Here is a 26,719-nt window from a genome sequence, read left to right as displayed (position 1 = left end):
TGTTTAAATTCTGATACCATTCCCATTTTTATTCGTTTTTTAAGGTTAGTGTATCAAAGCTATGAATTTTAACAATAAATTTAGATTTTAAACATAAAATCTTACTCCCGATAAAAAATTCGCTTCACCCGTTGGTAAATGGAATAATAAACTGACCTGTAACTAGCAAAGATACTGGCGTTTTTGATTAAACAATCCTCTCTTTTAAAACTACTTTTTTTCAACCCAATTATTCTGAGTAATAATTGCTATGTCCAACAATGACCCAATTTGATTTCTCTTTTTTCAAAATATAGAAATAAATAACCTGATTTGGATCACTAACTAATCGCACCATAATCACCGCTTTGTCCTTTTTGCGATTGAAAAGCGGCGCACTGTAGTGTTCTTTAAAATTACAATTTACGGCTTGATTTGTTAAATCTTTGAATTGTTGAACTTTATCCTTATATACAGGCAATTCAATCCAGTCAATAATTGATTTTACTCGTATTTTACGCTTGTCTAAATTACCAATTACGGGCTTTTCCATTTTCATTTGCGCCACATCCTTTTCGTCTAAAACCCATCGATCATTAGGATTGGCCCAAGTTATATACGGATGATGATTCAGAAAGCCTATGCTGTTTTCCTTGAGTTTCGCCACGTTGTAACTCTCAAAAAATACCATTTCAAAGGATATAGTCGTGTTAACCACACTCAGGGAATCGCAATCTTTCAATCCAATATTTTTATCAATCATTGTATTGATTACAGCATAACTTTCCTTGTTTACACAACAACTTACACAATAAAAATAAAGCGTGCCTATTCCGAATAAAAGTTTGATTTTCATTACCAGCCTATTGCAAACATGGGTTATTAGATGAAGGTATCATGCCATAAGAAGTTGTTCTCTCCATTTCTGTGTTATTTCTATTTAAAATTTGTGCTTTTTTTGCACCTGTTAAAACATCATTAAATTGATAATAGCTAGGCTTAATTGACCATATTCCTGACCATGCTAAATCATTATATAACTCTGAATCAAAACCTGGCTGATACTCTTGTAAAGCATTAGAGATAAGCTCAACATAGTTATATCCCATAAACGCATGGTCTTCGGGAGTAGTGGAACCTTTTTCAAAATTCACATAAGCATTCCAAATTGCAGGAAAATCTTCACTATTATTAAAATTATTTCCTGACTGATAAACGCTTGCAATTAGGGCATGTATCATTTCATGAATTATTACTTTTGCTTTACCTAAATTAGTTGCCCCATTGTTATTAAAAAAATTAGTGTTTAATTTTATCAAGTAATTATAATTTTGATTAGTTACAGAAAACTCTCCTAGAATACTTTCATTTTCTGAATTAACTAAGTTGGAAACCTGAACAAATTTTAAATTAAAGAGAGCATTCGGTTCATTAAATCTAGCGATGATTTTTGCTATTGTATGGTTTTGTTTTAAATTATCTAAAATTCCTTTTGTACAATCATCAAGCTCACTATCATCAATTTGCTTCTCTATCAAAAAGGGCTTAATAGAGGTAAACACCCCAGGATTTTGTATAATCTGATACAAACATTGGTCAATAAAACTATTTCTATCTACACTGCAACTATTTTCATCTTCCCCATTAATGTAGGCCATAATTTCAGCATAAATAGGATTTAATTGATTTTGAAATAACCATAATTTATGAGGTGAAAGATTCATAAACTCTTTTTCACATTGAGTGAAAGGAGTAATTAAACCAAATGTTAAATTTGGACTACAAGGCGATTCTTCACTAGAAACCGTCGCATTTGGTTGAAGTATACCCATTCTGAAATATCGAGGTGATTGACTAACTTCAACCCAAACCTCTTCATCATCACCATCATCATTTGAACTGGGATTTAAAGGCGTAGCAATTGCTTCTGTAGTGCCACTGTTACTGCCTGAACCTCCAGAACCTCCGCTCGAACTAGTAGAACCTCCATTTGAACCCGTGGAATTCCCAGAACCATTTGAATTATCTGACCCTCCCCCACCTGATGAACCGCCAACAGCATCAACAGTTATTAACAGCAAATCTTCATCTGGACAAGGACTATCATTAAAAATAGTATAACTGCTAACAGTACCATTAAAATCTTTGAAATTTAAGTTTTGCACAAGTTGTTGTCCGAATTCTGGGGACAGGGTATATTCTAACAACTTCAGTATTGTGTAATTCCCCTTTTCCTCCAAAACCAAATTATAAAACTTCGAAATAGATGTTTCAGGATGAAGGAGCTTAAACGTGTACGTTGATTTACCAGATTCATCACTAATCATTAAAACTTCTTTGAAATCAACCGTTCCAAGGGTTGAAATTGAAATTCTATTTTCAGAAAAGCTACTTAAAAAAACTTCGACCTTTTTAAGGTCTTACAAACTCTCTCTTGAATTTTAAACCGTTCCGATTCATTTAATAATCGTGATTGATTTTTTTTAGATATGTATATTGGGGTTTCATACAAATCTTTCTCACAACTTAAAAAAGTGAGTAAAAAAATAAAAAATAGAATACGGGTGTTTGGTTTCATTTTGCACATGACATATAAATTTATTTAAAACTTTTTGTGGCGTTTACAGCTGTATTTCAGTTTAAACGTAAAACAATACTACAAAAAAATAATGTAAAAATCTTACTCCCGATAAAAAATGCGCTTCACCCGTTGGGAAATCGAGGTCATGATTTCGTAGGGAATGGTATCCAATACTTTGGCCATGTGCACAACTGAAGGATCTTTTCCAAAAACAATCACCTCGTGGCCTTCCTTGCAGTCGATATCGGTCACATCGACCATCAACATGTCCATGCAAATGCTACCGAGTATGGGAGCTTTTTTATTTTTAATGGTTACATACCCTTTACCATTGCCCCAATGGCGCGAGATTCCGTCGGCATAACCAATGGGCACCGTAGCGACGCGCGTAAGGCGTTCAGCCATAAATTTGCGGCTATATCCTACGCTTTCGCCGGGTTCGATGACCCGAATTTGAGAAATAACCGACTTTAACGTGGCGACTTGCTCCAGCAATTTTTGTTCGTCTTCGTCATTGGATATTCCATACAACCCGATACCTAAACGTACCATATCGTATTGCGCTTGACGGAAATTGGAGATGCCCGAAGTATTTAAAATATGGCGAATGGGTTGTATGTCCAACGCCTCCATTATTTGCGTCGACAAATCCTCAAACAAAGAAAGTTGAGCCAAGGTAAAATCCACAAACTTCATGTCGTCACTCGCGGCCAAATGCGACAAAATACTTTTCACCTCTACGGCTTGGGTTTGCTGCAAACGGGCAATCAAAGCTGGAATATCTTGTTCCATAAATCCCAATCGGTGCATCCCCGTATCGAGTTTGATATGAATAGGAAAACGCTTCAATTTTTTCTGCTCGGCCAATTTGACAAAAGCATTCAACCCCTTTAAAGAGTAAATCTCAGGTTCGAGCGCGTGTTGCATCAACGAAGGATAACTTGTACTCTCAGGATTCAAAACCATAATTGGCAATTGGATTCCCGCTTGTTTTAACGCCACTCCTTCATCGGCAAATGCTACTCCCAGATAATCTACCTTATGGTGGGCGAGCAATTTGGCAATTTCATACCCTCCATTGCCATAACTGAAAGCCTTAACCATGACCATAAGTTTGGTATTGGATTGTAATTTGGCTTTGTAAAAATTGAGGTTGTGACTGATGGCATTGAGATTGATTTCAAGCACCGTTTCGTGTGTTTTCTCCTCCAAAACGGTCACGATATCTTCAAAATGAAAATGGCGTGCTCCTTTAATTAATATCGTTTCTTGCTCAAAAACCACGCTATCGATCACCTCCAAAAAGGCTTGGGTCGAAGGGAAAGCCAAACAATTGGGGAACTTACGTTTGTACGTACTAATGGTAGGTCCAATAGCAATCACACGGTTAATATGATTGGACACCACTAGCAGCGAAACTTGTGCATACAAGGCATCATTTTCCAACCCACTTTGAAAAATATCGGAGAGAATGAGTGTTTTCTTTTTATACTGCTGCTGACTTTCCAAAAAATCTAAGGCGATTTTCAACGATTGAAAGTCCGAACTGTAACTATCGTCAATTAAACGCGTTTGGTGCTGGCCGTTTTTGACTTTCAGTCGCATCTCTACAGGATACAATTGCGCCATGCGTTCTTGAATCACTTCTTCATCATAGCGCAAGTACAACAGCACCATCAAACAATGCATCGCATTTTCGATAGAGGCAAAATCCGAAAACGGAATGACAACTTTAAAACATTGTTTTTGATACGTAATGCGCAATTCGGTGAAATCAGGATGCTCATTGGCCATGACAAACACATCCGCTTTTTTATCATCCGAACTCCACGTAAACGTGCGTATCGAAGGCGGCAAAAAGGCTTCAATGGTTCGGTTTTTATTTAAAATCAAAAGCTCAACGGCCGAAAATAACGTAAGCTTCTCTTTGATTTTCTCCCCCGCACTTTGAAAACCTTCATCGTGCGCCGAACCGATATTGGTAAGGATTCCAAGGGTGGGTTGGATAATTTTTTGTAAATGTACCATTTCACCTACCGTAGAAATCCCTGCTTCAAAAATACCCAGGTTATGTTTTTCATTTATGCCCAATACCGACAAAGGCACCCCGACTTGGGAGTTGTAACTTTTGGGACTGCGAATGATATGATAATCGGGACTCAACAAAAAGTTAAGCCATTCTTTTACTATGGTTTTTCCGTTGCTCCCCGTTACGCCAATGATGGGAAACGAAAATTCCGAACGGTAAGCCGTGGCCAATTGTTGCAAGGCTACCAAAGTGTCGGGAACAATCAAAAAATTGGCTTTCCCCACCAAGCCTTCAGGAATGCTATGAACCACAAAATTGGTAACCCCTTGCGTATACACCGTTTCCAAAAAATCATGCCCATCGTGATTCGGTCCGCGCAAAGCAAAAAACAAGGTGTGCGGGCCATTTTGCAGTGAACGGCTATCAATAGAGACGGCATCTACAATCGCGATATCGCGCGGCCCTTGAAATTGCGCTTTCAAAATGGGAACGAGGGTTCGAATGGAACGTGTCACAGCAGTTAAGAATTGGGTTCGGTCGATAAATCCTCAGGGTCGTTGACTTCAATATGTTCGCGCATTGCTTTATAATAAGCGGCACGACTAAGCGGTTCGTATTCTTCGGTTTCCCCCAGAAGAACTAGATTGTCGTTGTTGGATTTGCGGTAACTGTAATGGGCGAGATTGCCCGTGCGGGTGCATACGGCGTGGACTTTAGTCACATATTCGGCGGTAGCCATGAGCGAGGGCATGGGTCCGAAAGGATTTCCTTTAAAATCCATATCGAGACCGGCCACAATGACCCGAATACCTGAATTGGCCAAATCATTGCATATTTTTACGATTTCATCATCAAAAAACTGGGCTTCATCAATACCTACCACATCGCAACCTTGCGCCAAGATAGCAATGTTGGCCGCAGCAGGAACGGGGGTAGAGCGAATTTCATTTTTGTTGTGCGAAACCACCATTTCATCATCATAACGCACATCGATGGCAGGTTTGAAAATTTCTACTTTTTGTTTAGCAAATTGCGCCCGACGTAAACGCCGAATCAATTCCTCTGTTTTCCCCGAAAACATGGAGCCGCAGATGACTTCTATCCACCCAAATTGCTCTTCGTGATTAACCGTATTTTCTAAAAACATTTACTAAATTGGTTAGATGAATTTAGGTTTTTCTGTTACATTTGTACAGAAACAAAAATATCAAAATTCCCCTGACTTGCACCGGTTATTGGTATAAAGTTATGAAGAGTTTGCATATTTTTGAAGGAAATGACCGTACAAAAGACCCAACGCCGACTACCCTAAGGTAGCGACCGTATACCCAAAATTGTAATGCACCATGAAAAAAAGACTGGAAGCTGAATTGATTAGTATTGCACACCGCATTTTAAAACTTCGCAACAAATCGGAAGTAGACCAACTCTACACGGAAACCCGAAAATTATACGAAACCCTAGCGGTTTTAAAATTTTATGGCGATCATTTTGAAACGTTGAAAAATGAAATCAGCGCGGAAGAACTTGAAATCCAACTTGAAGCCGCTTTAACCGCAACTGAACCCATTGTCCCGCAAACCACGGACACTGCAACGGCAGTGGAAGAAATTGCAGCTCCTGCTGTTGAAGCACTAGTTGAGGAAACCGAGGAAGACGAAACTAACGAAGAAACTCCTGTAATCCCTGAGGAAACCGAGGAAGTAATTGCCGAGACGGCACCCGAGGAAGAAGAAACCATCGAGGAAGAACCCGTTATTGTGGGAGAAATTACTTTGGAGGAGGAAGAAATAGAAGAGGATGTTCCCATGACGGAAGCCAAATCGGACTTGGATTTCGAACCTATTTTTGAATTGGCGGCAGAGCCTATGGAGGAAGCCACAACCCTTTCAGAGCCTGAGCTGGCCAACACTCCCAAAGAAGAACCCGTAGTTGAGGCGCCTAAAAAAGACGAGCCCAAACAAATTTCCTTTGAAGAATTGCTGGGCGAAAATTACACCGAACCCATTTTTGTCAAACCCGACGATGTGGTCGTGCCCCCCTCACTTAAAACGGTAATCGACGAACAAGGGAAATCGCTCAATGAATTGCATTCCAAGAGCATCAATATTGGCTTAAACGATAAAATTGCCTTTGTGAAATATTTGTTTGCCGACAGTACCGAAGATTACAACCGCGTCTTGTCGCAATTGAATACCTTCTCCACTTTTCCTGAAGCCAAAGATTTTATCGACGAAATCATCAAACCCGATTACAACAATTGGGACGGAGTCGACGATTATGCCGAACGATTTATCGCCATCGTTGCCAAAAAATTCTCGTAAATGGGTAAATTGTATTTGGTCCCTACGCCTATTGGCAACTTAGACGACATGACGTTTCGTGCCGTAAAAGTCTTGCAGGAGGCCGATATCATTTTGGCAGAAGACACCCGCAATAGCGGTAAACTTTTGAAGCATTTTGACATTGCGACACCCATGCAAAGTCATCACATGCACAATGAGCACAAAACGGTGGACCATTGGGTGAAACGCATCCAAGCTGGAGAAACCGTGGCCTTGATTAGTGATGCGGGCACCCCTGCGATTTCCGATCCTGGGTTTCTGTTGACCCGAGCTTGTGTGGAACATGGGATTGAAGTAGATTGCCTGCCCGGAGCCACCGCTTTTGTTCCGGCTTTGGTGAACAGTGGGTTGCCCAACGATCGCTTTATTTTTGAAGGCTTTTTACCCGAAAAAAAGGGGCGACAAACACGCTACCTCCAACTCGCAGAAGAAACTCGAACCATGATTCTGTACGTTTCTCCGCATAAATTGGTGAAAACCTTGGGCGAATTTGTGCAGTATTTTGGCCCCGATCGCCCAGTATCGATTTCCCGAGAAATCACCAAATTGCACGAGGAAACCATTCGCGGAACCGCCGAAGAAGTCCTCAAACATTACGAAACCAAACCCCCGAAAGGCGAAATTGTCGCTGTAGTGGCAGGGAAACCTTCGAAATAAATGAGAATACATGTTTATATACGCCAACCTTTTAAAACCTAACTCTTATGCGCTGGAATTTTCACTCAAAGCCGAATCCCTCCGCCGTACGCCATTTGATGGACGTATTGCACATCGATGAACTCGTAGCCAACTTATTGGTGCAACGCGGCATCACCACCTTCGAAGAAGCCAAAGCTTTTTTTCGCCCTACCCTAAACGACTTACACAATCCGTATCTCATGAAAGATATGGAGCAAGCGGTGTTTCGTATCGAACAAGCCATGAACAACCGCGAAAACATTCTCGTTTTTGGCGATTATGATGTTGATGGCACCACAGCCGTCTCTTTGATGGCTTCCTACCTTCGCAGTTTTTATCCCTACGTGGCCACCTACATTCCCGACCGCTATGCCGAGGGCTACGGCATATCCTACCAAGGAATCGATTTTGCCGAAGACAATGGAATGACTTTAATTATTGCTTTGGACTGCGGTATCAAATCCATCGATCATGTCGACTACGCCAAAGCCAAAGGCATCGATTTTATTATCTGCGACCACCACCGTCCCGGGGATACCTTGCCCGATGCCGTGGCCGTTTTGGACCCCAAACGCGACGATTGCTCCTATCCGTATGACGAACTCTGTGGGTGTGGCGTCGGATTTAAATTGATCCAAGCCTTGTCGGAACGCCGTGGGCAAGCAATTTTGGATTTGATTCCCTACCTAGATTTGGTCGCCACAGCAATCGCCGCCGATATAGTACCCATCACGGGGGAAAATCGGGTGTTGGCCAAATTTGGCTTGCAAGTCATCAACGAGAATCCGAGACCCGGCATCAAAGCTTTGCTCACACAAGTCAAGAAAAGCGAACTCACCATTACCGATGTCGTGTTTATCATTGCCCCGCGCATTAACGCGGCAGGTCGCATCCAACATGGAAATGCCGCCGTGAGTTTGTTGACCGAAATGAACTTGGAACAAGCGGTTCAATTTGCCGCCGATATTGAACAACACAACAAAGACCGTCGCGAACTCGACAAAACCATCACCGAAGAAGCCTTGAAGCAAATTCAGGAATTAAACGAAACCGATCGATTTACCTCCGTCGTTTACCAAGAAGATTGGCACAAAGGCGTCATCGGTATCGTAGCCTCTCGCCTCACCGAAACCTATTACCGTCCGACCATCGTGTTTACCAAAAGTGGCGATAAACTAGCCGCCTCTGCGCGATCCGTCAAAGATTTTGATTTATACGAAGCCCTAGAAGCCTGTAGCGAACACCTAATTCAGTTTGGTGGACATAAATACGCGGCCGGAATGACCTTGTATGAAGAAAACTACCCCGCTTTCAAAGCCGCTTTCGAAGAAGTGGTCAAAAAAACCATTGACCCCAATCTTCTCATCCCAGAAATAGCGGTCGATGCCGAAATCCAATTTTCTGAAATCACGCCCAAATTGATGCGACTACTAAAACAATTTGAGCCCTACGGCCCAGGCAATATGACCCCTACATTTCTCTCCAAAAACCTGTACGACACGGGCTATGGCAAACGCATTGGTAGTGATGAAACCCATTTGAAACTCAACCTCAAACAAGGGACTTCCGAAACGATAGGGGCTGTGGGTTTTGGCCTAGGCGACAAGGTAACTTTGATTGAAAACCGACAAAAAATTGATGCGGTTTTCTGTTTGGATGAAAATGAATTCAACGGTTCCGTAACTTTGCAACTCCGTTTGAAAGATTTACGCAATCACCATGACTAAAAACGATCCCTACGAAGCCCTGCGCTTTCGCGAATTTAACTTCTTCCTCCTCATGCGCTTTGCCTTGGTCTTCGCCTGGTCGATGCAATTTGTCATCATCGAATGGGAAGTGTATTCCATGACGAAAGATCCGCTGTCGTTGGGAATTATCGGTTTGATGGAAATCATCCCCGCCGTGAGCATGGCGCTGTTTGCGGGACATATCGTCGATCAAAACGAAAAGAAAAGTCTGTTGATCAAATGTTTAATCGCTTTTTCACTCATCAGTCTCGGCTTGTTTGCCCTAACCCTTCCCGCAATTAAAGCGAACTTTGCCGCTCAAAATTTGCTGTATGCCATCTATGTCCTGGTATTTTGTGGGGGATTGGTGCGTGCCTTTATCACACCTTCCGTATTTTCACTGTTGGGTCAGTTAATTCCCAAAAAAGTCTACCCCAACGCTTCCACCTGGAGCAGTTCGGTGTGGCAAATTGCTGCGGTTACTGGACCCGCTCTTTCTGGAATTGCCATTCGCTTTTTTGGCGTGCATTTTTCGCTGTGCTTTGTATTTGGTTGTACGGTCTTGGCCTTACTTTTTCTGATGCAAATTGAGAAGAAACCTATTTTAAATACCAAAATCGGCGAACCCATGATGCAAAGTTTAAAGGAGGGCGTACGCTTTGTTTTTCACAACAAAACCATCTTAAACGCCATCACGCTAGACATGATCGCTGTGCTTTTCGGGGGCGCCATTGCCTTACTCCCCGTATTTGCCCAAGATATATTAAAAGTAGGCGCTGAAGGTTTTGGTGTTTTGCGCGCGGCTCCCGCAGTGGGTTCGTTCCTCACCATGATCCTCGCGGCTTACATTCCGCTGAATAAAAATGCAGGGATGAAATTGTTGGTAGCCATATTTCTGTTTGGCGTGTGTATGATTGTCTTCGGCCTCTCGACGTCCTTCTGGCTTTCGGTGGCCGCTTTATTTCTCAGTGGGGTATTTGACGGTGTTTCAGTGGTCATTCGGCAAACCATTTTACAACTGGAAACACCCGATCACATGCGCGGACGGGTCTCTTCGGTGAATTCTATTTTTGTGGGTTCGTCCAACGAACTCGGCGCATTTGAAAGCGGCTTGACGGCCAAATTGATGGGCACTGTAACGGCCGTGGTTTTTGGTGGCGCAATGACGCTGTTAACGGTAACGGCTACGGGAATCCTCTCGCCTTCCTTCCGGAAATTGGACATTCATAAAAAAATTGAAGAATTGTAATTTTTAGGCAGCAACAACTCCATCGTTCTTAGCAACACAATGCCGCTCTCCGCTATATCCCCAAATAAATCGGGGGATGCCGCTGCGATCGGGGCTGAATCGACGCCCCATTTTCAAATCATGAAGGTAAAAACCGTATCTTCAACCCATGAAACGAATCCAACAAATATTTTGTCTAAGCCTATTTTTACTCGTCACCAATTCTGTTTCAGGGCAAATCCAACGAATACTTCCTTTGGATGAAGAAACTAGCGAATTTTTACCCGAAGTGAATTTCCACCTTTTTCTCCAAAAAAAGAAAGTCTTTGAAGGCATTTCTCCCGAAAAAGAAGCACTTGCTTTGCCTGAAATTCCCTATGATTCAATTACTTTTTCCAAATTTAATTTCGAACCCAAAGGCTATTCCCGAGATAGTCTAACCGATATCATCTATCTCAAGAAAAAAATCTACGAATTGGAGGAAGTCGTGGTGGGATCCCTTCCCGAAAAAATTACCTTGGGCGAACAAAACCGCATTTTACCCAATTCCAGCGGCATGTATTTGCAAAAGCAATTGTTTTTTGGCTTACAGCTTTCCAATGAATACCCTTTTGATTTGGCGCTAGAAAAGGTACAATGGTATGTCAAAAAAATAGTTCATCCCACGAAATACCGTATTCTTTTTTATAAAGTAATAGTGAATAGAGAAATCATACAACGGACCAACATTTCACCCCTGCAGGCCATCCCTGTGTACATTTCACCGGTTCAAACCCTAGACCCTAAACAAAAAAACAAAATCAACACCCCTGTCGATTACACCTTAACGCCAGGAGAAGAAATTTTGGTTTCTATTGAATTGGTCGACTATGTTGATGCGCATCAAACCGTGGTTTATCCTCCTTTTGAAGAGCAAACTTTAGTGAAGTTTCAATGTTCGGACGAAACCAACTTTTACACAAAATACCGGGATGTCGTTACCGAAAAGGAAACGGAAGAATTATTCAATGCCAATGTTTGGATCAATTATGATTTTGCGTTTTACTTTTACAAAAAACCCAGTAAAAGCACGATTCGTACGCCTGCTGTCAATTTGATTGGCCGGAAATTATAGTTCAAATTTTTCTAGCGTCATTTGGGTTCCATCAAAAACGCCATAGGTAAAATACCCAATCCAATCCCCGAGATTGATATACGTTGATTGTGCATTGAGAGCAATGGTCATCGGAAAATGGCGGTGGCCAAATACAAAATAATCGTAGTGTTGTGTTTGTAATTTCCGCTTGCAATACTGTACTAGCCACTCGTTGTCTTCGCCCAAAAACTTCACGTCGGATTCGCCCGAGATCAATTTATTTTTGACCGAAAGGTATTGGGCTAACTTTACGCCCAAATCGGGATGCAACCAGCGGTAAACCCATTTAGAGACAGGATGGGTAAACACTTTTTTCATGCGTTTATAGCCTTTATCCCCTGGGCCTTTGCCATCGCCGTGGCCAATGAGAAACGACTTACCATTAAACGTAAATGTTTGGTTATCGTGGTATACGGGAATGTTCAATTCCTTCTCAAAATAATCATGCATCCACAAATCGTGATTCCCCACAAAAAAATAAATGGGTATTCCACTATCGCGAATTTCAGCCAATTTCCCCAAAACACGCACAAAGCCTTTGGGAACTACGGTTTTGTATTCAAACCAAAAATCAAATAAATCCCCGAGCAAAAAAATAGCCTCCGCATCTTGCTTCACGGTGTCTAGCCAAGCAACAAACTTTTGTTCACGCGGAAAGCTCGCTTCGGCTGTCGGCGCACCCAAATGTTGGTCGGAAGCAAAATAGATTTTTTTGGCCATACTTATGCATTATCAGACGCATACCATTCGGCATAAGACGTCTCTGTTTCTTGTAGTCGTAATGAAAAAAGTTGAATAGTAGCGGGAAGGCGGTTGCTTATTTTAGCCGCAAAATCTATTACCATATTTTCACTCGTAGGTTGGTAATCGACCAAAATAACATGATGCCCGCGCTGTTGAAGCTCCTGAGCCAATTCAATATGAGGCGTATTTTTATTGAATACTGTCGCATGGTCAAACACGTCAACTATTTCTTCTTTTACGATTTTTTTTAAATCGGTAAAATCAATTACCATTCCGTATTTCACATGCGACGTATCGGTGATTGGCTGACCGATAACAGTGACCGATAACTTGTAACTATGCCCGTGAACGTTTTTACATTTTCCATCATAGCCATACAAGGCATGTCCGGTTTCAAAACTAAATTGTTTGGTGATTCGAATGGTACTCATACTGGAAATTTTCGCGACAAAAATACGGTTTTATTCTAATCCTTTCGGTTTTTGGAACGGTAATAAAGCAGATAAGCCAAGCCCACCAATACCACAAAAGGCAGCAAATTTCCAATCCAAACACCGATAGCATACCCATTATCAGGTGCTTCTTGAAGTTTTTTATCGATGGCCGATTGCAGGAATAGTACTAAAAATTTCATTCAAACAAATATTTCTTCTATAAAAAAAGCCGTTCGATTGGAACAGCATTTGTGGTATTTCTTTATGGATTTTCTTGAAAGTTTTGATTTTCATTTGCTTTCGCCTCGCGTGCATTGATTACTATATTATCTTCACCTCGGGTAACAAAGGCCACAAAACTGATGTTTTCAGGATTAATCTGAGGTGCATTCGGAAAATTAGAAGGCGGGGTTATGTTCGGAATTGGAATGGAGAAGTTACGGGTAAGTGTTGCCCCATTTACGGTTCCTGTAATAGATTCCCCAACGATATTTGTTAACGAGGCACGCAATACATGATTGTGCTCAAAATTAGGGATAGGATTCACCCCATTATACAAGTCATTATAATAGTTTCGTTGATTGAAATACAATTTGTCTTCCAATAAATACACCACTAACTTAAGGTTTTGATAATCGTCCAAGCATTTAATTTTTACATCCAAATTGATATTCCCGTTGGCTACAGTGGAGTTCATAGCTAAACCGATCGTCGAGTTATTTGATGCCAAATCCAAAGCCTGTTGCACATTTGACGTTTCAGGAAAACCCCAAACAATCATGCGGTTTAATCGAGAAACGGGTAAAGCAAGCGGTGAATTGGGTAAAATCAAATTCTTCAAAGGCGCAATCCCTTGAAAATGAAAAGGATCATTTCCATTGTGAATAGCCACAGAAACTATTTTGTCAGAAGCTGCTTTGGCTTCTTCAATAGCCCAAGCTACACGGGTGCAATTTCCACACCATGTTCCCGTATAATCTTCAATTAGGATGTTTTTTTTGAAGTATCCAGAAATAGGAGGCGCTGTTGACGATCCATCAGGACGGTTTTCGATAATCTCGGTATCCTGACAAGAAACCAGTAGTAAAAACATTGCCAAAAAAGCCGTTGTTATCTTAAATTTCATAGCAAATTCAATTTAAAATCTAAAGTTTACAAATAAAAAGAAAAATCTTTTAAAAATTATAATATAATTTATTTATTTGTGACGCCTTACCCATGAATTAATGAGAAATATATTTGTTTTACTCTTGCTTTATAGTTTTTTAACAACTGCACAAAGCACAATACCTGAAGTTACACTAACCAATCTTGAAGGAAAATCCGTCGTATTAAACCGTGATTTTGTAGAAAAAGATAAGCTCTATATTATCTCATTTTGGGCGACTTGGTGTGGTCCTTGTATCAATGAATTGGACGAATTGAATGATGTTATTGAAGACTGGAAAAAACAGCTCAATTTGGAAGTTATCGCGATTTCCACCGATGATGCTCGCACCCAAAAAAGAGTAAAACCTTTGGTCAATGGAAAAGGATGGCCTTATACTATTTTATTGGACACCAATCAAGATTTAAAAAGAGCCTTGACTATTGTGAATATCCCCTACACTATTGTGGTTAAAAACGGACAAATCATACACATCCAAAACGGTTATGTCCCTGGAAGTGAAGCTGCGTTATTAGCCAAATTGAAGCAATTATAATTCATGAAAAACAACTTCTTTTTTGGCCTTTCGTGCATCGGATTCTTACTAGGTTCTCTTTTGACTCATGCCCAAAACAATATCAATTCTTCAGGGGTTCTAAGTGGTGGATTTGAAACCAACACCCAATGGTATTTAAACGACAAGGGACTCAAAGACGAGTTTAACAGTTCCACTGCGCAACCCGACGAACCGCTGCGCTCCAACAGTTATTTATTTCTTAATTACAACTATAAAAAATGGACCTTTGGTATTCAAGGGGAGGCGTATGAGCAAAATGCCTTATTGAACATGAATCCCAAATTCAATGGAACCAACGTAGCCACCTATTTTGTGCAATACAAAGGCGATCAATTGGAAGCCACCGCAGGGTATTTCTATGAACAATTTGGAAGTGGTTTACTGTTAAGAAGTTGGGAAGACCGCGCTCTAGGAATCAACAATGCCTTACGCGGCGGACGGTTGATTTTAAAACCTGTAGCCTATTTTACCTTAAAAATGGTTTATGGACAGCAACGTACAGGATTTGATGTGACCGATGCTCAAATTTTTGGCGGGGACTTTGAATGGGGACTTTCTAAAGTTTTTAAATGGCAAACAACGGACTTAAGTTTGGGCGGTAGTTATGTTGGGCGGTATGAAAAAACGGATATCGTAAATCCAAATTTTGATGCCTTGACCAATGCCTATGCTGGACGTATCAGTCTTACCTACCAATCCTTTTATTTGTCGGGAGAATACAATTATAAATCGCCCGATGCAGTTGTTCAAGCGCCGGGTCAAATCGACAATCGATTGATCAAACCCGGAAGTGCCATTTTATTGAATATGGGGTATTCCAAAAAAGGGTTTGGTATTGATGGTACATTCCGACGTCTTGAAAACATGGGATTCTTTTCAGAACGGGCTGCGAAAGGAAATGTGTTTAACGATCGAATCATAAATTTTATTCCCAGCTTAACCAAACAACACCATTACAATTTGGCCAATATTTATGTCTATCAAGCCCAACCCAATGTACTATTGGCAGGTTCTGACTTTGTTAAAGCGGGTGAAATTGGGGGTCAAATTGATATGTTTTACGATTTTAAAAAAGGAACAGTCTTGGGCGGAAAATACGGAACTAAAGTCGCCATGAATTTTTCGAATTACAACGCATTAAGCGGTACATTCTTCATTTTCAATCCCCAAGATTACGACACCGATTTCTTAGGATTTGGACAACGGATGTTCTCGGACTTTAATTTTGAAATCACCAAAAAATGGACCAATAAGTGGTTTACACAAGTAAGTTATATCAAGCAATATTACAACCGACAGTATATTGAAGATGCTGCCGGAGAAGTAAATACCCATATCGTTGCTGGAGAAGCCATATACAAATTTGATAAAGGGCAATCCATTCGCGTCATGGGAGAACACATGTGGGCCGATTACGATCGAAAAAATTGGGCTGCCGCTACAGTTGAATTCAACTTTAATTCCAAGTTCTCAATGTATGTCTATGATTTGTACAACTATGGTAACGATTTGAGCCACTACCGAAATCATTACTACAATATTGGTGGCGCTTTCCGAAATAAAGCAACCCGCTTAGGCATCAATTATGGTCGTCAACGCGGCGGTTTGGTTTGTGTAGGTGGTGTTTGCCGTTTTGTTCCTGAAAGTTCTGGACTCACGCTAACGTTTAATACGTCATTTTAAAATGAAAGCGATTCGACTACAAGGAATTTTATGCAGTCTCCTTCTATTGAGACTAATGAGTGCCTGCTCGTCGAATGATGCTGATTATACCCCGATACCCCAAAGTCCGGTACAATGCGATCTTTCGCAGGTACCCTATGCTAAATTATCGGATTATCGTTTTTTTGAAGGGGAATTAAAAAATTTAACCCCCTCGATAGGAGTCCTTCCCTACCAACCTTCTAGTGAGCTTTTTACCGATTATGCCTTAAAAAAACGTTTTGTTTGGATGCCCAATAACACCAAAGCCACCTATGTTAGTGATCGTGAAGTGTTAAATTTACCTGTAGGTGCTGCGTTGATTAAGGTCTTTTACTACAATACGGTAATGCCTGGATTAACAACAAAAATTATAGAAACGCGGGTAATGATTCGAAAAAGTTCAGGATGGATTTTTGCCGAATACATTTGGAATCCCGAACAAACGGAAGCTTTCCTTGAAACCGCAAGTACTTCGCGCACACTTACTATTCAACAAGGCAGTGAAACCTTAACCTTCAACTACAGGACACCCAATACAACAGTAGAATGTAACCGCTGCCACGGGGATTTGGTAACCCAGCAAAAAACACCGATTGGAATCAAACCTCAAAATCTAAATTGGAATTATTCAGGAACACAAAACCAATTGACGCAATGGATTAATGCAGGGTATTTGGAGTCTAATTTGCCGTCATCAATAACCACCGTTCCCAACTACAACAATACATCTTTACCGATTACCAAACGCGTACGGGCGTATTTTGATGCCAACTGTGCCCATTGCCACCGGGTGGGAGGAGAAGCGCAAGTACATCCCTTACATATGGAGTATGCAGACACGAGCGATCCTGAAAACATGGGCGTGGGCGTGGGCGCTTTACATACTTTGCCGGGCTACAATGGACGTATTGTACAACCCAACAATGTAGGCCAATCGATTCTCCATTACCGCATGCAAACCACTACCGATATGTTTTACATCATGCCAGCTATAGGGCGCTCGGTACAACATCGGGAAGGGGTTCAACTGGTGGAACAATGGATCAATAGTTTTTAAAATAAAAAAGACCTGTTCTAATGAGCAGGTCTTTTTTTATACGTTGGTGACCAATTAGTTTTTGATCACTTTTTTTGTCCCTATATTTCCGTAAGCATCGGTAAATTGTAAAATATACATACCGGTTTGCCAAGCGCTGGTGTCTAAGGTATGAATCCCATACGATAAATCACGCTGTAAGATTGATTTCCCGTTGACATCAAACACCTGTACTTGTGACGCTTTTAATACATCCAAAGTTAATTCTGAAGTAAAGGTGGTGGCTTTGATCAATACCCCATTTTGCTGTAATTGTTCGATATCGCCCACCGAAAGCGCTGGGTCAAAACGATAGGTAACGTCAACAAAATTTCCCGATGAATTTCCCGCTTGGAAAAAACGGAAAGAATAATCTTTGGGATAAGGCGCTGAACCTAAAACGGTGTTGTAAAAGTGTCCGTCATTGCCGCTTTGTCCTCCTGGAGGTAAGGTTAAAAAGGGAAGATTCACAGGATAATTCATTCCTTCTTCTACCGATGATAAGCATTCGTTGGCAAAACACAATTCAAAACCTTCCCCGTCAGTGTTGACCAAAGAACTACAGTTAATACGGACATTTACTGATGCTGTAGTTGATAGATTTTTCACATAAAAATCCAAAGATCCTTGTGGATATAAGGTTGAATTAAAAGCCAAAACCTGACCTGAAGTAACAGGTGTATTATTATGACGGGTAACTGCAATTTGCGCTTGTGTTAAACCCATCATGGCTAGCATTCCAAAAAGAGCAATCTTTTTCATATTTTTTGGTGAGTGTTAATGGGGAGACAGCAAATCTCCCCGTTTACTATTATTAATTTAATACAATTTTTTGTGTTTGAGTAGCGCCTGCTTCATTGGTCATAGTCGCTAGGTAAATGCCTTTTTGCAACGATGACAAATTCATTTGACCTCCATTTTCAAGAGCATTAGCACGATAGACTACTTTTCCAGTCATATCGTTAACCGTAATATTTACAGTTCCTTCTGTTGCTACTTGAAGAATACCATTGGAAGGATTTGGGAACAAGCGTGCAATATTTTGCGCTGTGAATGAACCATTGGATAATGCATCTGTGGCAAATGCAGCTTGCATTATTGCTTTAGTAGCTACATTTTGAATGAATACAACCACTTTAATATCCGACAACTCTTCAATATTCAACCCGTTTAAGTTTGCTTGTAACGTGTGGGTTGTTGGGGTGTTGAAAGTAAAATTCACGGCTGTTCCATCAGGATCGGGCAACATTTTCATAACTACATTCTTGAAAGAAGTTTCACCGTTGGTTGCTACGTTACCCGTAGTTACTCCTTCTACCACAACAGCATGAATGGTGTAATTTCCAGAAAGGTATGGTGTAGTGTTTATCGTTACTGTTAAATCTGAACCGTTCAACAAACGGGTCGCATTGATTCCGAAGTAAGCAGGCACGTTTAAAGCGGCATCTAAAGCCGTTTGTAATTGTGATGTACTAAAGCTTGTTCCTCCTTTGGCATCTACAAATAATGTTGGAGCACTAGTAACTCCGTAATACCCTACACGATCACCAATTTCAGTAGTAAAATAAGGATCTCCCGTACCGGGCCAATTTACTTGATAGGATATCAACGCTAAATTATCCTGGTTGGTTCCTGTATTATAGAATGGAGTAAAGTAGTTGGTGTTGAACGAAAAACAAGGAGGACATGTTGAACTCGAAAATTTCTCATACAAAGGAAGACGCGTGGTAGAACCACTAGCCACAGAAACGTTTTTGATCACCATATCGTTGGTAGTATCCCCATCATTTCCAGCACCGTTTACATTGGAAACCCAAACCTTTAATACATAATTTTCTGGAGTAGCATTCCATTGGTTATTATGGGTAAAAGTGAATGACTGTCCCATAGCTATATTCAATCCAGAGAAAGTTTGTGAGTAGATGGTACCTGTTCCAATTTGCCAATTTACGGTCATCGAGTTGATAGAAGACGTTCCCATGTTTTTAATCGAACCTGTAATCACTTTAGAACCAGCTAATACAATTTCATTCATATCTACCGAAGTAGTTTCAGCGTCAATAGCTTGAATTTGTTCCACTGTAATTTCATCAATAAAGATGTTGTTTCCATATCGTGAAGTTCCTAAAATATTGATGAATCCTGTACCAGAAATTGTTCCAGGAATATCAAAAGAGTAACTGTACCAACCGTCAGCAGGCACGATAGGCGCCAATTGACGTGAACGGTTAACGGTTCCCAACAAAGTTCCTCCAGCCGCGGAAGTAGTGTTGTAGAAAACCTGAATGTTATCAGCATCGGTAGGATATCCTGAATCGCGGAACATTTTTAACTTCACACGGTAATTTGCCCCTGGAAAAGTTATTGCAGGCGAAGTGAGACGACCTGTTCCGTTGTTTGGAATAGAATAGGAGGCAAAACGAGCCATCCCTGCACCTGCAAAAGTACTACAGGTAGGGTTGGTCCCAGATGTTCTACGAGACCAGGCGTTAATGGTTGTTCCTGCATCACTTGTTGTAGTGGTGGTAGTCCAGCCTAAAGCCGTATCAAAGTTTTGAAAGGCAATGATCTGTGCCTGAACAAAAAAAGAAACTAACAAGGATGTCAATAAAGTAATTTTTTTCATTTTCAGTTGAGGTAAATAATTTGTGCTTTTTTTAAACAAGCTCAATTTTAAGAATAATTTTGCGATAATTTGCTATAAATCAGTGTTTTTTTTGCTTTAAGTATACAATTCTTTAGGAATCAAAAAAATATTTGGGGTTGATAGGTAAATTAGTATATTTGCAACGCATCCAAAAGGGGATGTAGCTCAGTTGGCTAGAGCGCTACGCTGGCAGCGTAGAGGTCGTGGGTTCGAGCCCCATCTTCTCCACTTACTAAAAACGCATTAATCTAATAATCAGGTTGATGCGTTTTTTGTTTGTTTAAATCTGTACGATTCTTGTACGATTGAAAAATTATTGACCCTTTTTCTATCTTTTTCCATGGCCAAAATATTTATAAATAAAAAGCTATGGAAGACAAAAACAAGATCATTTACCTTGACGGGTATCAAATTTTCATTAAGGGGTTCATCTTTGTTGAAACTTATGCCAACAATATACCAACCGACACTAAAACGCTAAACAGTTTAAACAAACTTTTAATTTATCCTAGTAATCCATTGGAGTGGGGTTATGATATTCCAGCCGTTATTAATCGAAATTCTTTGCATTTTGATTCTAACGGTTTGTTGCCAAAATATTTATATCAAGTCTGGCTATATAGTCCCAAAAGCATCAATGACCCAATGGGTAAATACGAGGGGAGCCAATTAATTTGCAATTGGTTTGGTGATAGTATGGAACCTAGTATTTCGGTGCAACAATATATCATTCAAAAACTCTATAAATTTTCATGGCTGGATAAAACGCAAAACATCATACCTTTTAACCCTAAAAGATAATTTATCTATAACCTAACTAAAAAACGAACGAACACCTCCATTGTTTTACTCCTTATAGATGTTTTTTGATTAAGACTTACATAGCGTTTACCCGCTAATATAGATTCAAAAAAAACACTCTAAAAAGATGTTTTATCCCAAACTCCCAAAAATTTTTCCTCGCCTTATCAAGGTTCTCATAGCTAACCTAATTATGGGCGGGGGGAGAACGGGGGTAACGGAGGGGGGCTACCCAGTTATCCCACTCACAAATGTCTTCACAAACGTCACAATCTTATCTAAAATTCTATCACCCGTTTTCTTACGTTCTAAAATTGTTGGTTTGGCTCCTTCAATTAAATCGAGTACCTCATCACGTAACGGCTCTTGTTCTGAAAATAAATAATTCTCAATAAGCTGCTCTGTTCGCTCTGGGGATAAATTCTCCTCGGTTACGATTTTATTAAAGGCCTTGACTTGTTCCTCACTCCAGAATTTATCAAACTCTTGGGGTATGGTTTCACTGTCTTCAATAATGGGCAAATTCTCTTTGATAAAGCGTTCTATCAATTCTCTCTTGCTTCTCAATTCGGCTTCACCACTCAATAAATTTAATATGTCGGCCTCGGTCTTAACTGCATCCTTTTTGTTGTCGGTCTTTAACTTCATTAGCAATTGAAGTATATAGGCTACATTGATGTCGTCACGGTGCAACAACTCTAATTCAAAATCAACATCCTCTAGTATGGACACTTTGTCTTTTTCATGTTCGGTTCTAACCTTATCATGTAAATCCAAGTACTTACTTTTGTAATCTTCAAACTCTTGTTCTTCCATTTCAAGGTCTGACCAACTGAAATCGGCAAAGGCGGTCATGGTATTGCGAATACGCATCAACTCACGAAACGCCTTGATAAACTCCAGTTCTTCGTCCTCGGTTCTTAGTTCATTGACAGCATCTACACTTGGAACCAACTCCAGTAACTTTTGATAGGCCTCATTAAATTTAACCGCATAATCTTCATACGGTTTCATTATAATCACGTCAACAGCATCTTTGTTACTGAATAGCGTTATCGCCTCGTCAGTGGCTCCTTTTAAGTTACGGAACACCACAATATTACCTTGGGATTTCATCTCGTTCAACACCCTATTGGTGCGTGAATAGGCTTGAATTAAACCGTGGTATTTTAAGTTCTTATCAACGTACAACGTATTTAATGTAGGGCTATCAAAACCCGTTAAAAACATATTGACCACCAGTAGAATATCAATCTTACGTTCTTTAACTTTCTTGGATATGTCGTTGTAATAGTTGTAGAAGCTCACGCTGTCTTTGGTGGAAAACTTGGTATCGAATAACTGGTTGTAATCCACTATAAATTCATCCAGTTTCTCCCGACTGTGGGCTTGTAATCCATACAATGCTCTAGGTTCCTCCACCACCGATAATTCATCAGGTAAAAAGCCGTTGGCATCCGCATCGTTTTCATTGGCCGAATAACTGAATATGGTGGCAATGTTTAAATTGTGTTCACCAACTAATCGTTTCTTTTTGAATAGTTCGTAATACTTAATCAACGTATCGACACTACTCACACAAAACATCCCCGTGAAGTTGCGACTGTGTGTTTTACGGTCATGGTGTGCCACGATGTAATCCACTATTTTTTCCAATCGTGAGGGGTGTTCCATTAACTCCTTGGTGTCGATGTCTTCTACTTCAATATCGATGTTGGTGTTGCGGTCTTCCTTCTGTTTGTAGCGACCCACATACTCCACAGAAAACTTCAACACGTTTTCGTCTTTGATAGCATCGGTTATCACATACTTGTGCAAACAATCAGCAAACAGTTCTTTGGTGGTTCTGCGACCCAATTCATTTTTAACAGAATTATCAGCAAATATTGGGGTTCCCGTAAACCCAAAGAATTGAATATTGTTAAAGAAACTCTTGATACGGTTATGGGTTTCTCCGAACTGGCTACGGTGACATTCATCGAAGATAAAGACAATACGTTCGTCTTTCAGACGATTCATCTTTTCTAAATGCTGTTTCTTACTAATGGCCGTATTTAGCTTTTGAATGGTGGTAACTATCAACTTGGAATCGTCCGTAAATTTATCCACCAGCATCATGGTATTATCGGTTCCGTCGATGCTCCCTTTTGAAAACGAGTTGAACTCTTTGGTGGTCTGATAATCTAAGTCTTTACGGTCAACCACAAACACCACTTTTTTCACTTGTGGCAAATTCATTATAATCTGGCTGGCTTTGAAGGATGTTAGCGTTTTACCGCTTCCCGTGGTGTGCCAGATATACCCATTGTTCACGCTATTCTTAACTCTATCAATCAACGCCTCTACGGCATAGAATTGATACGGTCGTAACACCATGGGGATTTTATGGGTTTCATTGAGTACAATGTACTTACAAATCATTTTACTAATATGGCACGGCTCCAAAAACTCGCTGGTAAATCCGTTGAGAATATTGGTTAAGCGTTTATTTTCTTTGTCTGTCCAGTAAAAGGTTTGTTTGAAGGATTGGTTACGGTTGTTGGCGTAATACTTGGTATTCACCCCGTTGCTAATCACAAAGATTTGAATGTATTGGTATAACCCCGAATTGGAACCAAACGAATGGCGTTGATAGCGATTGACTTGATTAAACGCTTCTTTTAACTCGAGGCCTCTACGCTTCAATTCAATCTGTACCAACGGCAAGCCGTTGATTAATAAAGTGACATCATAACGGTTCTTGTATTGTCCCTCAACGGTGACTTGATGCGTTACTTGAAACTGATTTTGACACCAGTGTTCGGTATTGATAAATTCAAAGTATAAGTTGTCCCCGTTATCCCGAATAATATGTTGTTTCTCCCGAAGCGTTTTGGCTTTTTCAAATACCGACCCTTTGGATAAAATATTCATCACCCGTTCAAACTCGGTAGCCGAGAATTGAATACGGTTCTGTTTTTCCAACTGGATTTTTAAGTTGGCAATCAGTTCTTGTTCATTGGTGATGCTGGCCAAACCGTACCCCATTTTTTGGAGCTGGGCAACCAGTTGTTCTTCTAATATAGCTTCGGATTGTTTTGACATTATTCAACAAGCATATCAAATGCGGCGTCTTCTGGAATCATTTCAGATACGTTTAATGTTGGAACAATAAATTTTGAAAATAGCGTATTTTCTGTTTTTGCAAATAAAACGCCTCTAGTTGTACCTGTGGTTATCATTGCCAAATGAGCAAGAAATCCTTTTGGAACGACCAATTTTGATTCTCTTTGTTGTATAAAATTATTCCAAGATGTTTCACTAACTTTAAAATGACAACTCACCTGAATTTTTAAAAAAACTTTTTTATTTTGCAAAAACTCAAATCCAATAAAAACTCCGATTAGATTATTCTTTTGGTCGAGTTTAAACTGCAATTCAGTACCTAAATTGGTTTCTTTTTTAGGGGTAAAATTATCTTCAAAAATCGCATATTGCTCTGTTTTTATACTCTGTAATGTAAAACCAATTTGTATATTTTCCTTTTCCATCATCCAACCATTTGAAAATAATCTTCGGTACTTGCAGGCTTTTCAACTTTCACAATTTTAGATGCTTGATAATTGTTTGAAAAGCTGTTAGTTTGGGCAACTATTTTTTCTACACGTTTTTCGATTGTTAAAATCCACTCTTCCATAACACCCATTTTTTTTTCGTAAAAGGTCGCTAATATTGGAATGTTTAAAACATTTTGCAACTTGATTTGAGTGTCAATAGTTAGGTTTTCTTTACCGCTTACTATTTTGGTAACTTGTTGAGGACTTACATTTAGTGCATTTGCTAAATCTCTCTGTGTCCATTTCAACTCGTCCAATTTTGTTAAAACCTTAATAGCAATTTTTTGCGATTCACGTAACATCAAACGGTTTTTAATTCGTTCTCTATTTCTTTCTAAAGTATTTGTTTTTTTATCAGAAACAAGAGATAAAAATTTTTCTTTATTTGTCATGATTATTCATTTAAAAGTTCGAAAAAAGAATCTTGGTTAAAAACATCTTTTGAATTTAAGTAAATTCGTGCATTATTTAATTTGACCAGCTCTAGAGCAGTATCTTCATGTTCATCCATTTTTTGACTCATTTTTATAGCTCCACCAGTAATTACAAAACAATCGTCATCTATTTTAATAGCATATAGCCGTAATTGATTACGTTTAATTTTTCCTTTTTGAAGCGAAAGTACTCTAGTGCGTTCTGCAAATTGTAAAGGTTCAAAATAAAAACCATAAGGCTGATTGTTTTGGTTGAGATTTTCTAAAAAGTCTTGAATTTCCTCTGCATCTTCTAATATATCGTTAATAAATTCATTTACATTCAACACTTTGTTTTTTATTGCAAATGACCGAAGATAAGCCACATCTACCCATAAATCCATTAATCTATCATACTCATTGTCAGATTCATCCCTGTAACGAAAGGCAAATAATTGGTCTGCAAAGATACGAACTATTTCCATTTAATCAACTTGTAGGTTTATTTTTTTACACTTACTAACAAAACATCTGCTGCAACAAGCCCTTTTTCCATTGCTCCAAACCGTCTAACTCCGACTGGCAATGGGCAATTTTATCATCAATAGCCGATAGGAAATCAGCGATTTTGGTTTGTTCTTCCATACAAGGTATCGATACCTTGACATTTGAAAACGAACCAACAGAAATTGTAAATCTAGTACTGCCAGTGGCTAACTTAGTTAATTGTTGAAGCACAGAAGGAATGTTACAGAAATAGTGAGAAAATAGAATATCATTTTTTGGAGCTGGGCAACCAGTTGTTCTTCTAATATAGCTTCGGATTGTTTACTCATTCTATTTCCAAATAGGTTCACTTTGCCAATTGGCTGGAAATCCCATTCTACTTAATTGAATATTAGGGAATTGTGCAAATAAATTAAACAATTCATGTTTAAGGTGATTACCTGGACTTATTTGATTATTCATATAAATCAGGGCAGATAATATTGGGAAAATTTTTCTCCGTTGGTGATTATTTGGAATATAACTCAATATGGGTTGCGGTGAAGTCGGTGGCCAATCATATTTATTAATAATAACTCTATTCCAAAGCCTACTGTGATGCGCAATTATATTACGTACAACAGTAATGGTCAACAACCAACTACTTAAATACTTTTGATTATTTAACCCAAATTCGTTGGCAATTTTATTTTTTTCTGGTAATTGATGTTTTAGGTTACTATATAGTTTTGATAATATTCCTAGTGTAATAACTTCTAACGACTTCCAGCTTTCGGGCATTTCGTCTGGATGATTGTCAAAATGTTTTACTATAAATTCCTCACTACTATTACTAACATCAAGATTTATTTTACCTAAAAAAGCAAGAAACCTTGTGGGGTTTTGAAATAATGCAGGATTCAAATACCAATTGGCTCCATAACTTAATGACAAATGATAGATCAATTTAGTTCTCAAAGCCACTTCTATACGTTCTATCGCATTGAAAACAATTAGTCTAAAATGCCTGTCGAAATTGTATAAATCGATTACGTCTTCAAAATAACTATGATTCGCAAAATGATGATTCACTTTATCATCTTGCATTTCCCACCAATACCCTTTAAGTCGATAATAACTAATGGTACTTAAAAAATGGGGAGCATTATTAACATCCTTGAACTGCATATTTCGACTTTGCAATAAGGTAATCTGAGATTGTATATCTTTTGGAGCCTTCGTCATAATAGGATTATATATAAAACACTAGTGCTGTTCTTCTGTGGACTATAAAAAAAAGACCCGTGAGCTGTTCTAATGGGAAGCAACACAGGTACTGTTGCTACAAATATATAAACTTTTTACAAGTGGTCGACAATACGGTGTTTTTTTT

General features: G+C 39.5%; 25 protein-coding genes and 1 tRNA gene. 10 read left to right on the top strand and 16 right to left on the bottom strand.

What is annotated here, in order from left to right; translation table 11 throughout:
- Positions 1-229: 229 nt before the first annotated feature.
- From ABWO12_RS08510 to ABWO12_RS08495, 4 genes are all read right to left on the bottom strand, one after another.
- Positions 230-835: a hypothetical protein gene (locus tag ABWO12_RS08510; RefSeq protein WP_353088387.1), complete on the bottom strand. Its 606-nt coding sequence runs from the start codon at positions 833-835 to the stop codon at positions 230-232.
- Positions 836-842: 7 nt separating this feature from the next.
- On the bottom strand, positions 843-2,306 hold the full coding sequence (locus ABWO12_RS08505) for a hypothetical protein (RefSeq protein WP_353088385.1): 1,464 nt from the start codon (positions 2,304-2,306) through the stop codon (positions 843-845).
- A gap of 353 nt (positions 2,307-2,659) precedes the next feature.
- A complete protein-coding gene (locus ABWO12_RS08500) occupies positions 2,660-5,104 on the bottom strand; it encodes a bifunctional UDP-N-acetylmuramoyl-tripeptide:D-alanyl-D-alanine ligase/alanine racemase (RefSeq protein WP_353088384.1) in 2,445 nt (814 codons plus the stop codon).
- Between the two features lie 5 nt (positions 5,105-5,109).
- Positions 5,110-5,736 carry a thymidine kinase gene (locus tag ABWO12_RS08495; RefSeq protein ID WP_353088382.1) on the bottom strand — a complete coding sequence of 209 codons (627 nt, stop codon included), beginning with the start codon at positions 5,734-5,736 and terminating at the stop codon, positions 5,110-5,112.
- 199 nt (positions 5,737-5,935) lie between these two features.
- Here ABWO12_RS08495 and ABWO12_RS08490 point away from each other — a divergent pair, with 199 nt between their 5' ends.
- The 5 genes from ABWO12_RS08490 to ABWO12_RS08470 all read left to right on the top strand — a co-directional run bounded on the left by ABWO12_RS08490 (position 5,936) and on the right by ABWO12_RS08470 (position 11,681).
- Entirely contained in the window at positions 5,936-6,913 is a 978-nt protein-coding gene (locus ABWO12_RS08490) for a DUF8457 domain-containing protein (RefSeq protein WP_353088380.1), read from the top strand.
- Positions 6,914-7,591 (top strand): 16S rRNA (cytidine(1402)-2'-O)-methyltransferase, encoded by a 678-nt coding sequence (gene rsmI, locus ABWO12_RS08485; RefSeq protein ID WP_353088378.1) that lies wholly within the window; start codon positions 6,914-6,916, stop codon positions 7,589-7,591. It begins immediately after the preceding gene.
- 47 nt (positions 7,592-7,638) lie between these two features.
- Positions 7,639-9,339, top strand: coding sequence for a single-stranded-DNA-specific exonuclease RecJ (recJ, locus tag ABWO12_RS08480; protein ID WP_353088377.1), 1,701 nt, complete (start codon positions 7,639-7,641; stop codon positions 9,337-9,339).
- Positions 9,332-10,588: an MFS transporter gene (locus tag ABWO12_RS08475; RefSeq protein WP_353088376.1), complete on the top strand. Its 1,257-nt coding sequence runs from the start codon at positions 9,332-9,334 to the stop codon at positions 10,586-10,588. Before recJ ends, ABWO12_RS08475 begins: the two co-directional genes overlap by 8 nt.
- A 148-nt stretch (positions 10,589-10,736) precedes the next feature.
- Positions 10,737-11,681 (top strand): hypothetical protein, encoded by a 945-nt coding sequence (locus ABWO12_RS08470; protein WP_353088374.1) that lies wholly within the window; start codon positions 10,737-10,739, stop codon positions 11,679-11,681.
- Here the strand turns inward: ABWO12_RS08470 and ABWO12_RS08465 are convergent.
- The 4 genes from ABWO12_RS08465 to ABWO12_RS08450 all read right to left on the bottom strand — a co-directional run bounded on the left by ABWO12_RS08465 (position 11,676) and on the right by ABWO12_RS08450 (position 14,006).
- Complete coding sequence (locus ABWO12_RS08465) at positions 11,676-12,422, bottom strand: UDP-2,3-diacylglucosamine diphosphatase (protein WP_353088373.1); 747 nt, start codon at positions 12,420-12,422, stop codon at positions 11,676-11,678. The two genes, ABWO12_RS08470 and ABWO12_RS08465, sit on opposite strands and share 6 nt — an antisense overlap.
- Before the next feature lie 2 nt (positions 12,423-12,424).
- On the bottom strand, positions 12,425-12,877 hold the full coding sequence (locus tag ABWO12_RS08460; protein ID WP_353088372.1) for a 6-pyruvoyl trahydropterin synthase family protein: 453 nt from the start codon (positions 12,875-12,877) through the stop codon (positions 12,425-12,427).
- Positions 12,878-12,912: 35 nt separating this feature from the next.
- The gene (locus ABWO12_RS08455) at positions 12,913-13,080 is read right to left on the bottom strand and encodes a hypothetical protein (RefSeq protein WP_200798314.1); all 168 of its coding nucleotides are present in this window, start codon (positions 13,078-13,080) and stop codon (positions 12,913-12,915) included.
- 62 nt (positions 13,081-13,142) lie between these two features.
- A complete protein-coding gene (locus ABWO12_RS08450) occupies positions 13,143-14,006 on the bottom strand; it encodes an Omp28-related outer membrane protein (protein ID WP_353088371.1) in 864 nt (287 codons plus the stop codon).
- A gap of 100 nt (positions 14,007-14,106) precedes the next feature.
- On the opposite strand from ABWO12_RS08450, the gene ABWO12_RS08445 reads away from it, so the two are divergent.
- Genes ABWO12_RS08445 through ABWO12_RS08435 form a run of 3 tightly spaced genes read left to right on the top strand, consistent with a single transcriptional unit; the run spans position 14,107 to position 17,365 of the window.
- On the top strand, positions 14,107-14,583 hold the full coding sequence (locus ABWO12_RS08445) for a peroxiredoxin family protein (protein WP_353088370.1): 477 nt from the start codon (positions 14,107-14,109) through the stop codon (positions 14,581-14,583).
- Positions 14,584-14,586: 3 nt separating this feature from the next.
- Complete coding sequence (locus tag ABWO12_RS08440) at positions 14,587-16,287, top strand: DUF6029 family protein (protein ID WP_353088369.1); 1,701 nt, start codon at positions 14,587-14,589, stop codon at positions 16,285-16,287.
- 55 nt (positions 16,288-16,342) lie between these two features.
- A complete protein-coding gene (locus ABWO12_RS08435; RefSeq protein ID WP_353088368.1) occupies positions 16,343-17,365 on the top strand; it encodes a hypothetical protein in 1,023 nt (340 codons plus the stop codon).
- A gap of 54 nt (positions 17,366-17,419) precedes the next feature.
- On the opposite strand, the gene ABWO12_RS08430 is transcribed toward ABWO12_RS08435, so the two are convergent.
- Both ABWO12_RS08430 and ABWO12_RS08425 read right to left on the bottom strand, forming a co-directional pair.
- Entirely contained in the window at positions 17,420-18,145 is a 726-nt protein-coding gene (locus ABWO12_RS08430) for a T9SS type A sorting domain-containing protein (protein WP_353088367.1), read from the bottom strand.
- A gap of 52 nt (positions 18,146-18,197) precedes the next feature.
- On the bottom strand, positions 18,198-20,009 hold the full coding sequence (locus ABWO12_RS08425; protein ID WP_353088365.1) for a T9SS type A sorting domain-containing protein: 1,812 nt from the start codon (positions 20,007-20,009) through the stop codon (positions 18,198-18,200).
- A gap of 175 nt (positions 20,010-20,184) precedes the next feature.
- Here ABWO12_RS08425 and ABWO12_RS08420 point away from each other — a divergent pair.
- Together ABWO12_RS08420 and ABWO12_RS08415 are read left to right on the top strand one after the other, a co-directional pair.
- Positions 20,185-20,258, top strand: a tRNA-Ala gene (locus ABWO12_RS08420).
- Between the two features lie 141 nt (positions 20,259-20,399).
- Positions 20,400-20,831: a hypothetical protein gene (locus tag ABWO12_RS08415; RefSeq protein ID WP_353088364.1), complete on the top strand. Its 432-nt coding sequence runs from the start codon at positions 20,400-20,402 to the stop codon at positions 20,829-20,831.
- Between the two features lie 228 nt (positions 20,832-21,059).
- Here ABWO12_RS08415 and ABWO12_RS08410 read toward each other — a convergent pair whose 3' ends face one another.
- From ABWO12_RS08410 to ABWO12_RS08385, 6 genes are all read right to left on the bottom strand, one after another.
- Entirely contained in the window at positions 21,060-23,915 is a 2,856-nt protein-coding gene (locus tag ABWO12_RS08410; RefSeq protein WP_353088362.1) for a type I restriction endonuclease subunit R, read from the bottom strand.
- On the bottom strand, positions 23,915-24,364 hold the full coding sequence (locus ABWO12_RS08405; protein WP_353088361.1) for a hypothetical protein: 450 nt from the start codon (positions 24,362-24,364) through the stop codon (positions 23,915-23,917). The genes ABWO12_RS08410 and ABWO12_RS08405 overlap by 1 nt, the downstream gene beginning before the upstream one ends.
- Positions 24,361-24,819, bottom strand: a complete 459-nt coding sequence (locus tag ABWO12_RS08400) for a helix-turn-helix transcriptional regulator (protein ID WP_353088359.1) — start codon at positions 24,817-24,819, stop codon at positions 24,361-24,363. Before ABWO12_RS08400 ends, ABWO12_RS08405 begins: the two co-directional genes overlap by 4 nt.
- A gap of 2 nt (positions 24,820-24,821) precedes the next feature.
- Positions 24,822-25,325: a hypothetical protein gene (locus ABWO12_RS08395; RefSeq protein ID WP_353088358.1), complete on the bottom strand. Its 504-nt coding sequence runs from the start codon at positions 25,323-25,325 to the stop codon at positions 24,822-24,824.
- A gap of 34 nt (positions 25,326-25,359) precedes the next feature.
- The gene (locus ABWO12_RS08390; protein WP_353088388.1) at positions 25,360-25,614 is read right to left on the bottom strand and encodes a restriction endonuclease subunit S; all 255 of its coding nucleotides are present in this window, start codon (positions 25,612-25,614) and stop codon (positions 25,360-25,362) included.
- Between the two features lie 63 nt (positions 25,615-25,677).
- Entirely contained in the window at positions 25,678-26,514 is an 837-nt protein-coding gene (locus ABWO12_RS08385; protein ID WP_353088356.1) for an Abi family protein, read from the bottom strand.
- Positions 26,515-26,719 lie beyond the last annotated feature (205 nt).

Origin of the sequence: Flavobacterium sp., assembly GCF_040379285.1 — a bacterium.
In the GTDB taxonomy this organism is placed as follows: domain Bacteria; phylum Bacteroidota; class Bacteroidia; order Flavobacteriales; family Flavobacteriaceae; genus Flavobacterium.
This window is presented reverse-complemented; position numbering and strand designations above follow the sequence as displayed.

Coding starts and splice junctions, on each gene's coding strand:
- ABWO12_RS08510 (WP_353088387.1), bottom strand. CDS start 835: ATGAAAATCAAACTTTTATTCGGAATAGGCACGCTTTATTTTTATTGT.
- ABWO12_RS08505 (WP_353088385.1), bottom strand. CDS start 2,306: ATGATTAGTGATGAATCTGGTAAATCAACGTACACGTTTAAGCTCCTT.
- ABWO12_RS08495 (WP_353088382.1), bottom strand. CDS start 5,736: ATGTTTTTAGAAAATACGGTTAATCACGAAGAGCAATTTGGGTGGATA.
- ABWO12_RS08490 (WP_353088380.1), top strand. CDS start 5,936: ATGAAAAAAAGACTGGAAGCTGAATTGATTAGTATTGCACACCGCATT.
- rsmI (WP_353088378.1), top strand. CDS start 6,914: ATGGGTAAATTGTATTTGGTCCCTACGCCTATTGGCAACTTAGACGAC.
- recJ (WP_353088377.1), top strand. CDS start 7,639: ATGCGCTGGAATTTTCACTCAAAGCCGAATCCCTCCGCCGTACGCCAT.
- ABWO12_RS08475 (WP_353088376.1), top strand. CDS start 9,332: ATGACTAAAAACGATCCCTACGAAGCCCTGCGCTTTCGCGAATTTAAC.
- ABWO12_RS08470 (WP_353088374.1), top strand. CDS start 10,737: ATGAAACGAATCCAACAAATATTTTGTCTAAGCCTATTTTTACTCGTC.
- ABWO12_RS08465 (WP_353088373.1), bottom strand. CDS start 12,422: ATGGCCAAAAAAATCTATTTTGCTTCCGACCAACATTTGGGTGCGCCG.
- ABWO12_RS08460 (WP_353088372.1), bottom strand. CDS start 12,877: ATGAGTACCATTCGAATCACCAAACAATTTAGTTTTGAAACCGGACAT.
- ABWO12_RS08455 (WP_200798314.1), bottom strand. CDS start 13,080: ATGAAATTTTTAGTACTATTCCTGCAATCGGCCATCGATAAAAAACTT.
- ABWO12_RS08450 (WP_353088371.1), bottom strand. CDS start 14,006: ATGAAATTTAAGATAACAACGGCTTTTTTGGCAATGTTTTTACTACTG.
- ABWO12_RS08445 (WP_353088370.1), top strand. CDS start 14,107: ATGAGAAATATATTTGTTTTACTCTTGCTTTATAGTTTTTTAACAACT.
- ABWO12_RS08440 (WP_353088369.1), top strand. CDS start 14,587: ATGAAAAACAACTTCTTTTTTGGCCTTTCGTGCATCGGATTCTTACTA.
- ABWO12_RS08435 (WP_353088368.1), top strand. CDS start 16,343: ATGAGTGCCTGCTCGTCGAATGATGCTGATTATACCCCGATACCCCAA.
- ABWO12_RS08430 (WP_353088367.1), bottom strand. CDS start 18,145: ATGAAAAAGATTGCTCTTTTTGGAATGCTAGCCATGATGGGTTTAACA.
- ABWO12_RS08425 (WP_353088365.1), bottom strand. CDS start 20,009: ATGAAAAAAATTACTTTATTGACATCCTTGTTAGTTTCTTTTTTTGTT.
- ABWO12_RS08415 (WP_353088364.1), top strand. CDS start 20,400: ATGGAAGACAAAAACAAGATCATTTACCTTGACGGGTATCAAATTTTC.
- ABWO12_RS08410 (WP_353088362.1), bottom strand. CDS start 23,915: ATGTCAAAACAATCCGAAGCTATATTAGAAGAACAACTGGTTGCCCAG.
- ABWO12_RS08405 (WP_353088361.1), bottom strand. CDS start 24,364: ATGATGGAAAAGGAAAATATACAAATTGGTTTTACATTACAGAGTATA.
- ABWO12_RS08400 (WP_353088359.1), bottom strand. CDS start 24,819: ATGACAAATAAAGAAAAATTTTTATCTCTTGTTTCTGATAAAAAAACA.
- ABWO12_RS08395 (WP_353088358.1), bottom strand. CDS start 25,325: ATGGAAATAGTTCGTATCTTTGCAGACCAATTATTTGCCTTTCGTTAC.
- ABWO12_RS08385 (WP_353088356.1), bottom strand. CDS start 26,514: ATGCAGTTCAAGGATGTTAATAATGCTCCCCATTTTTTAAGTACCATT.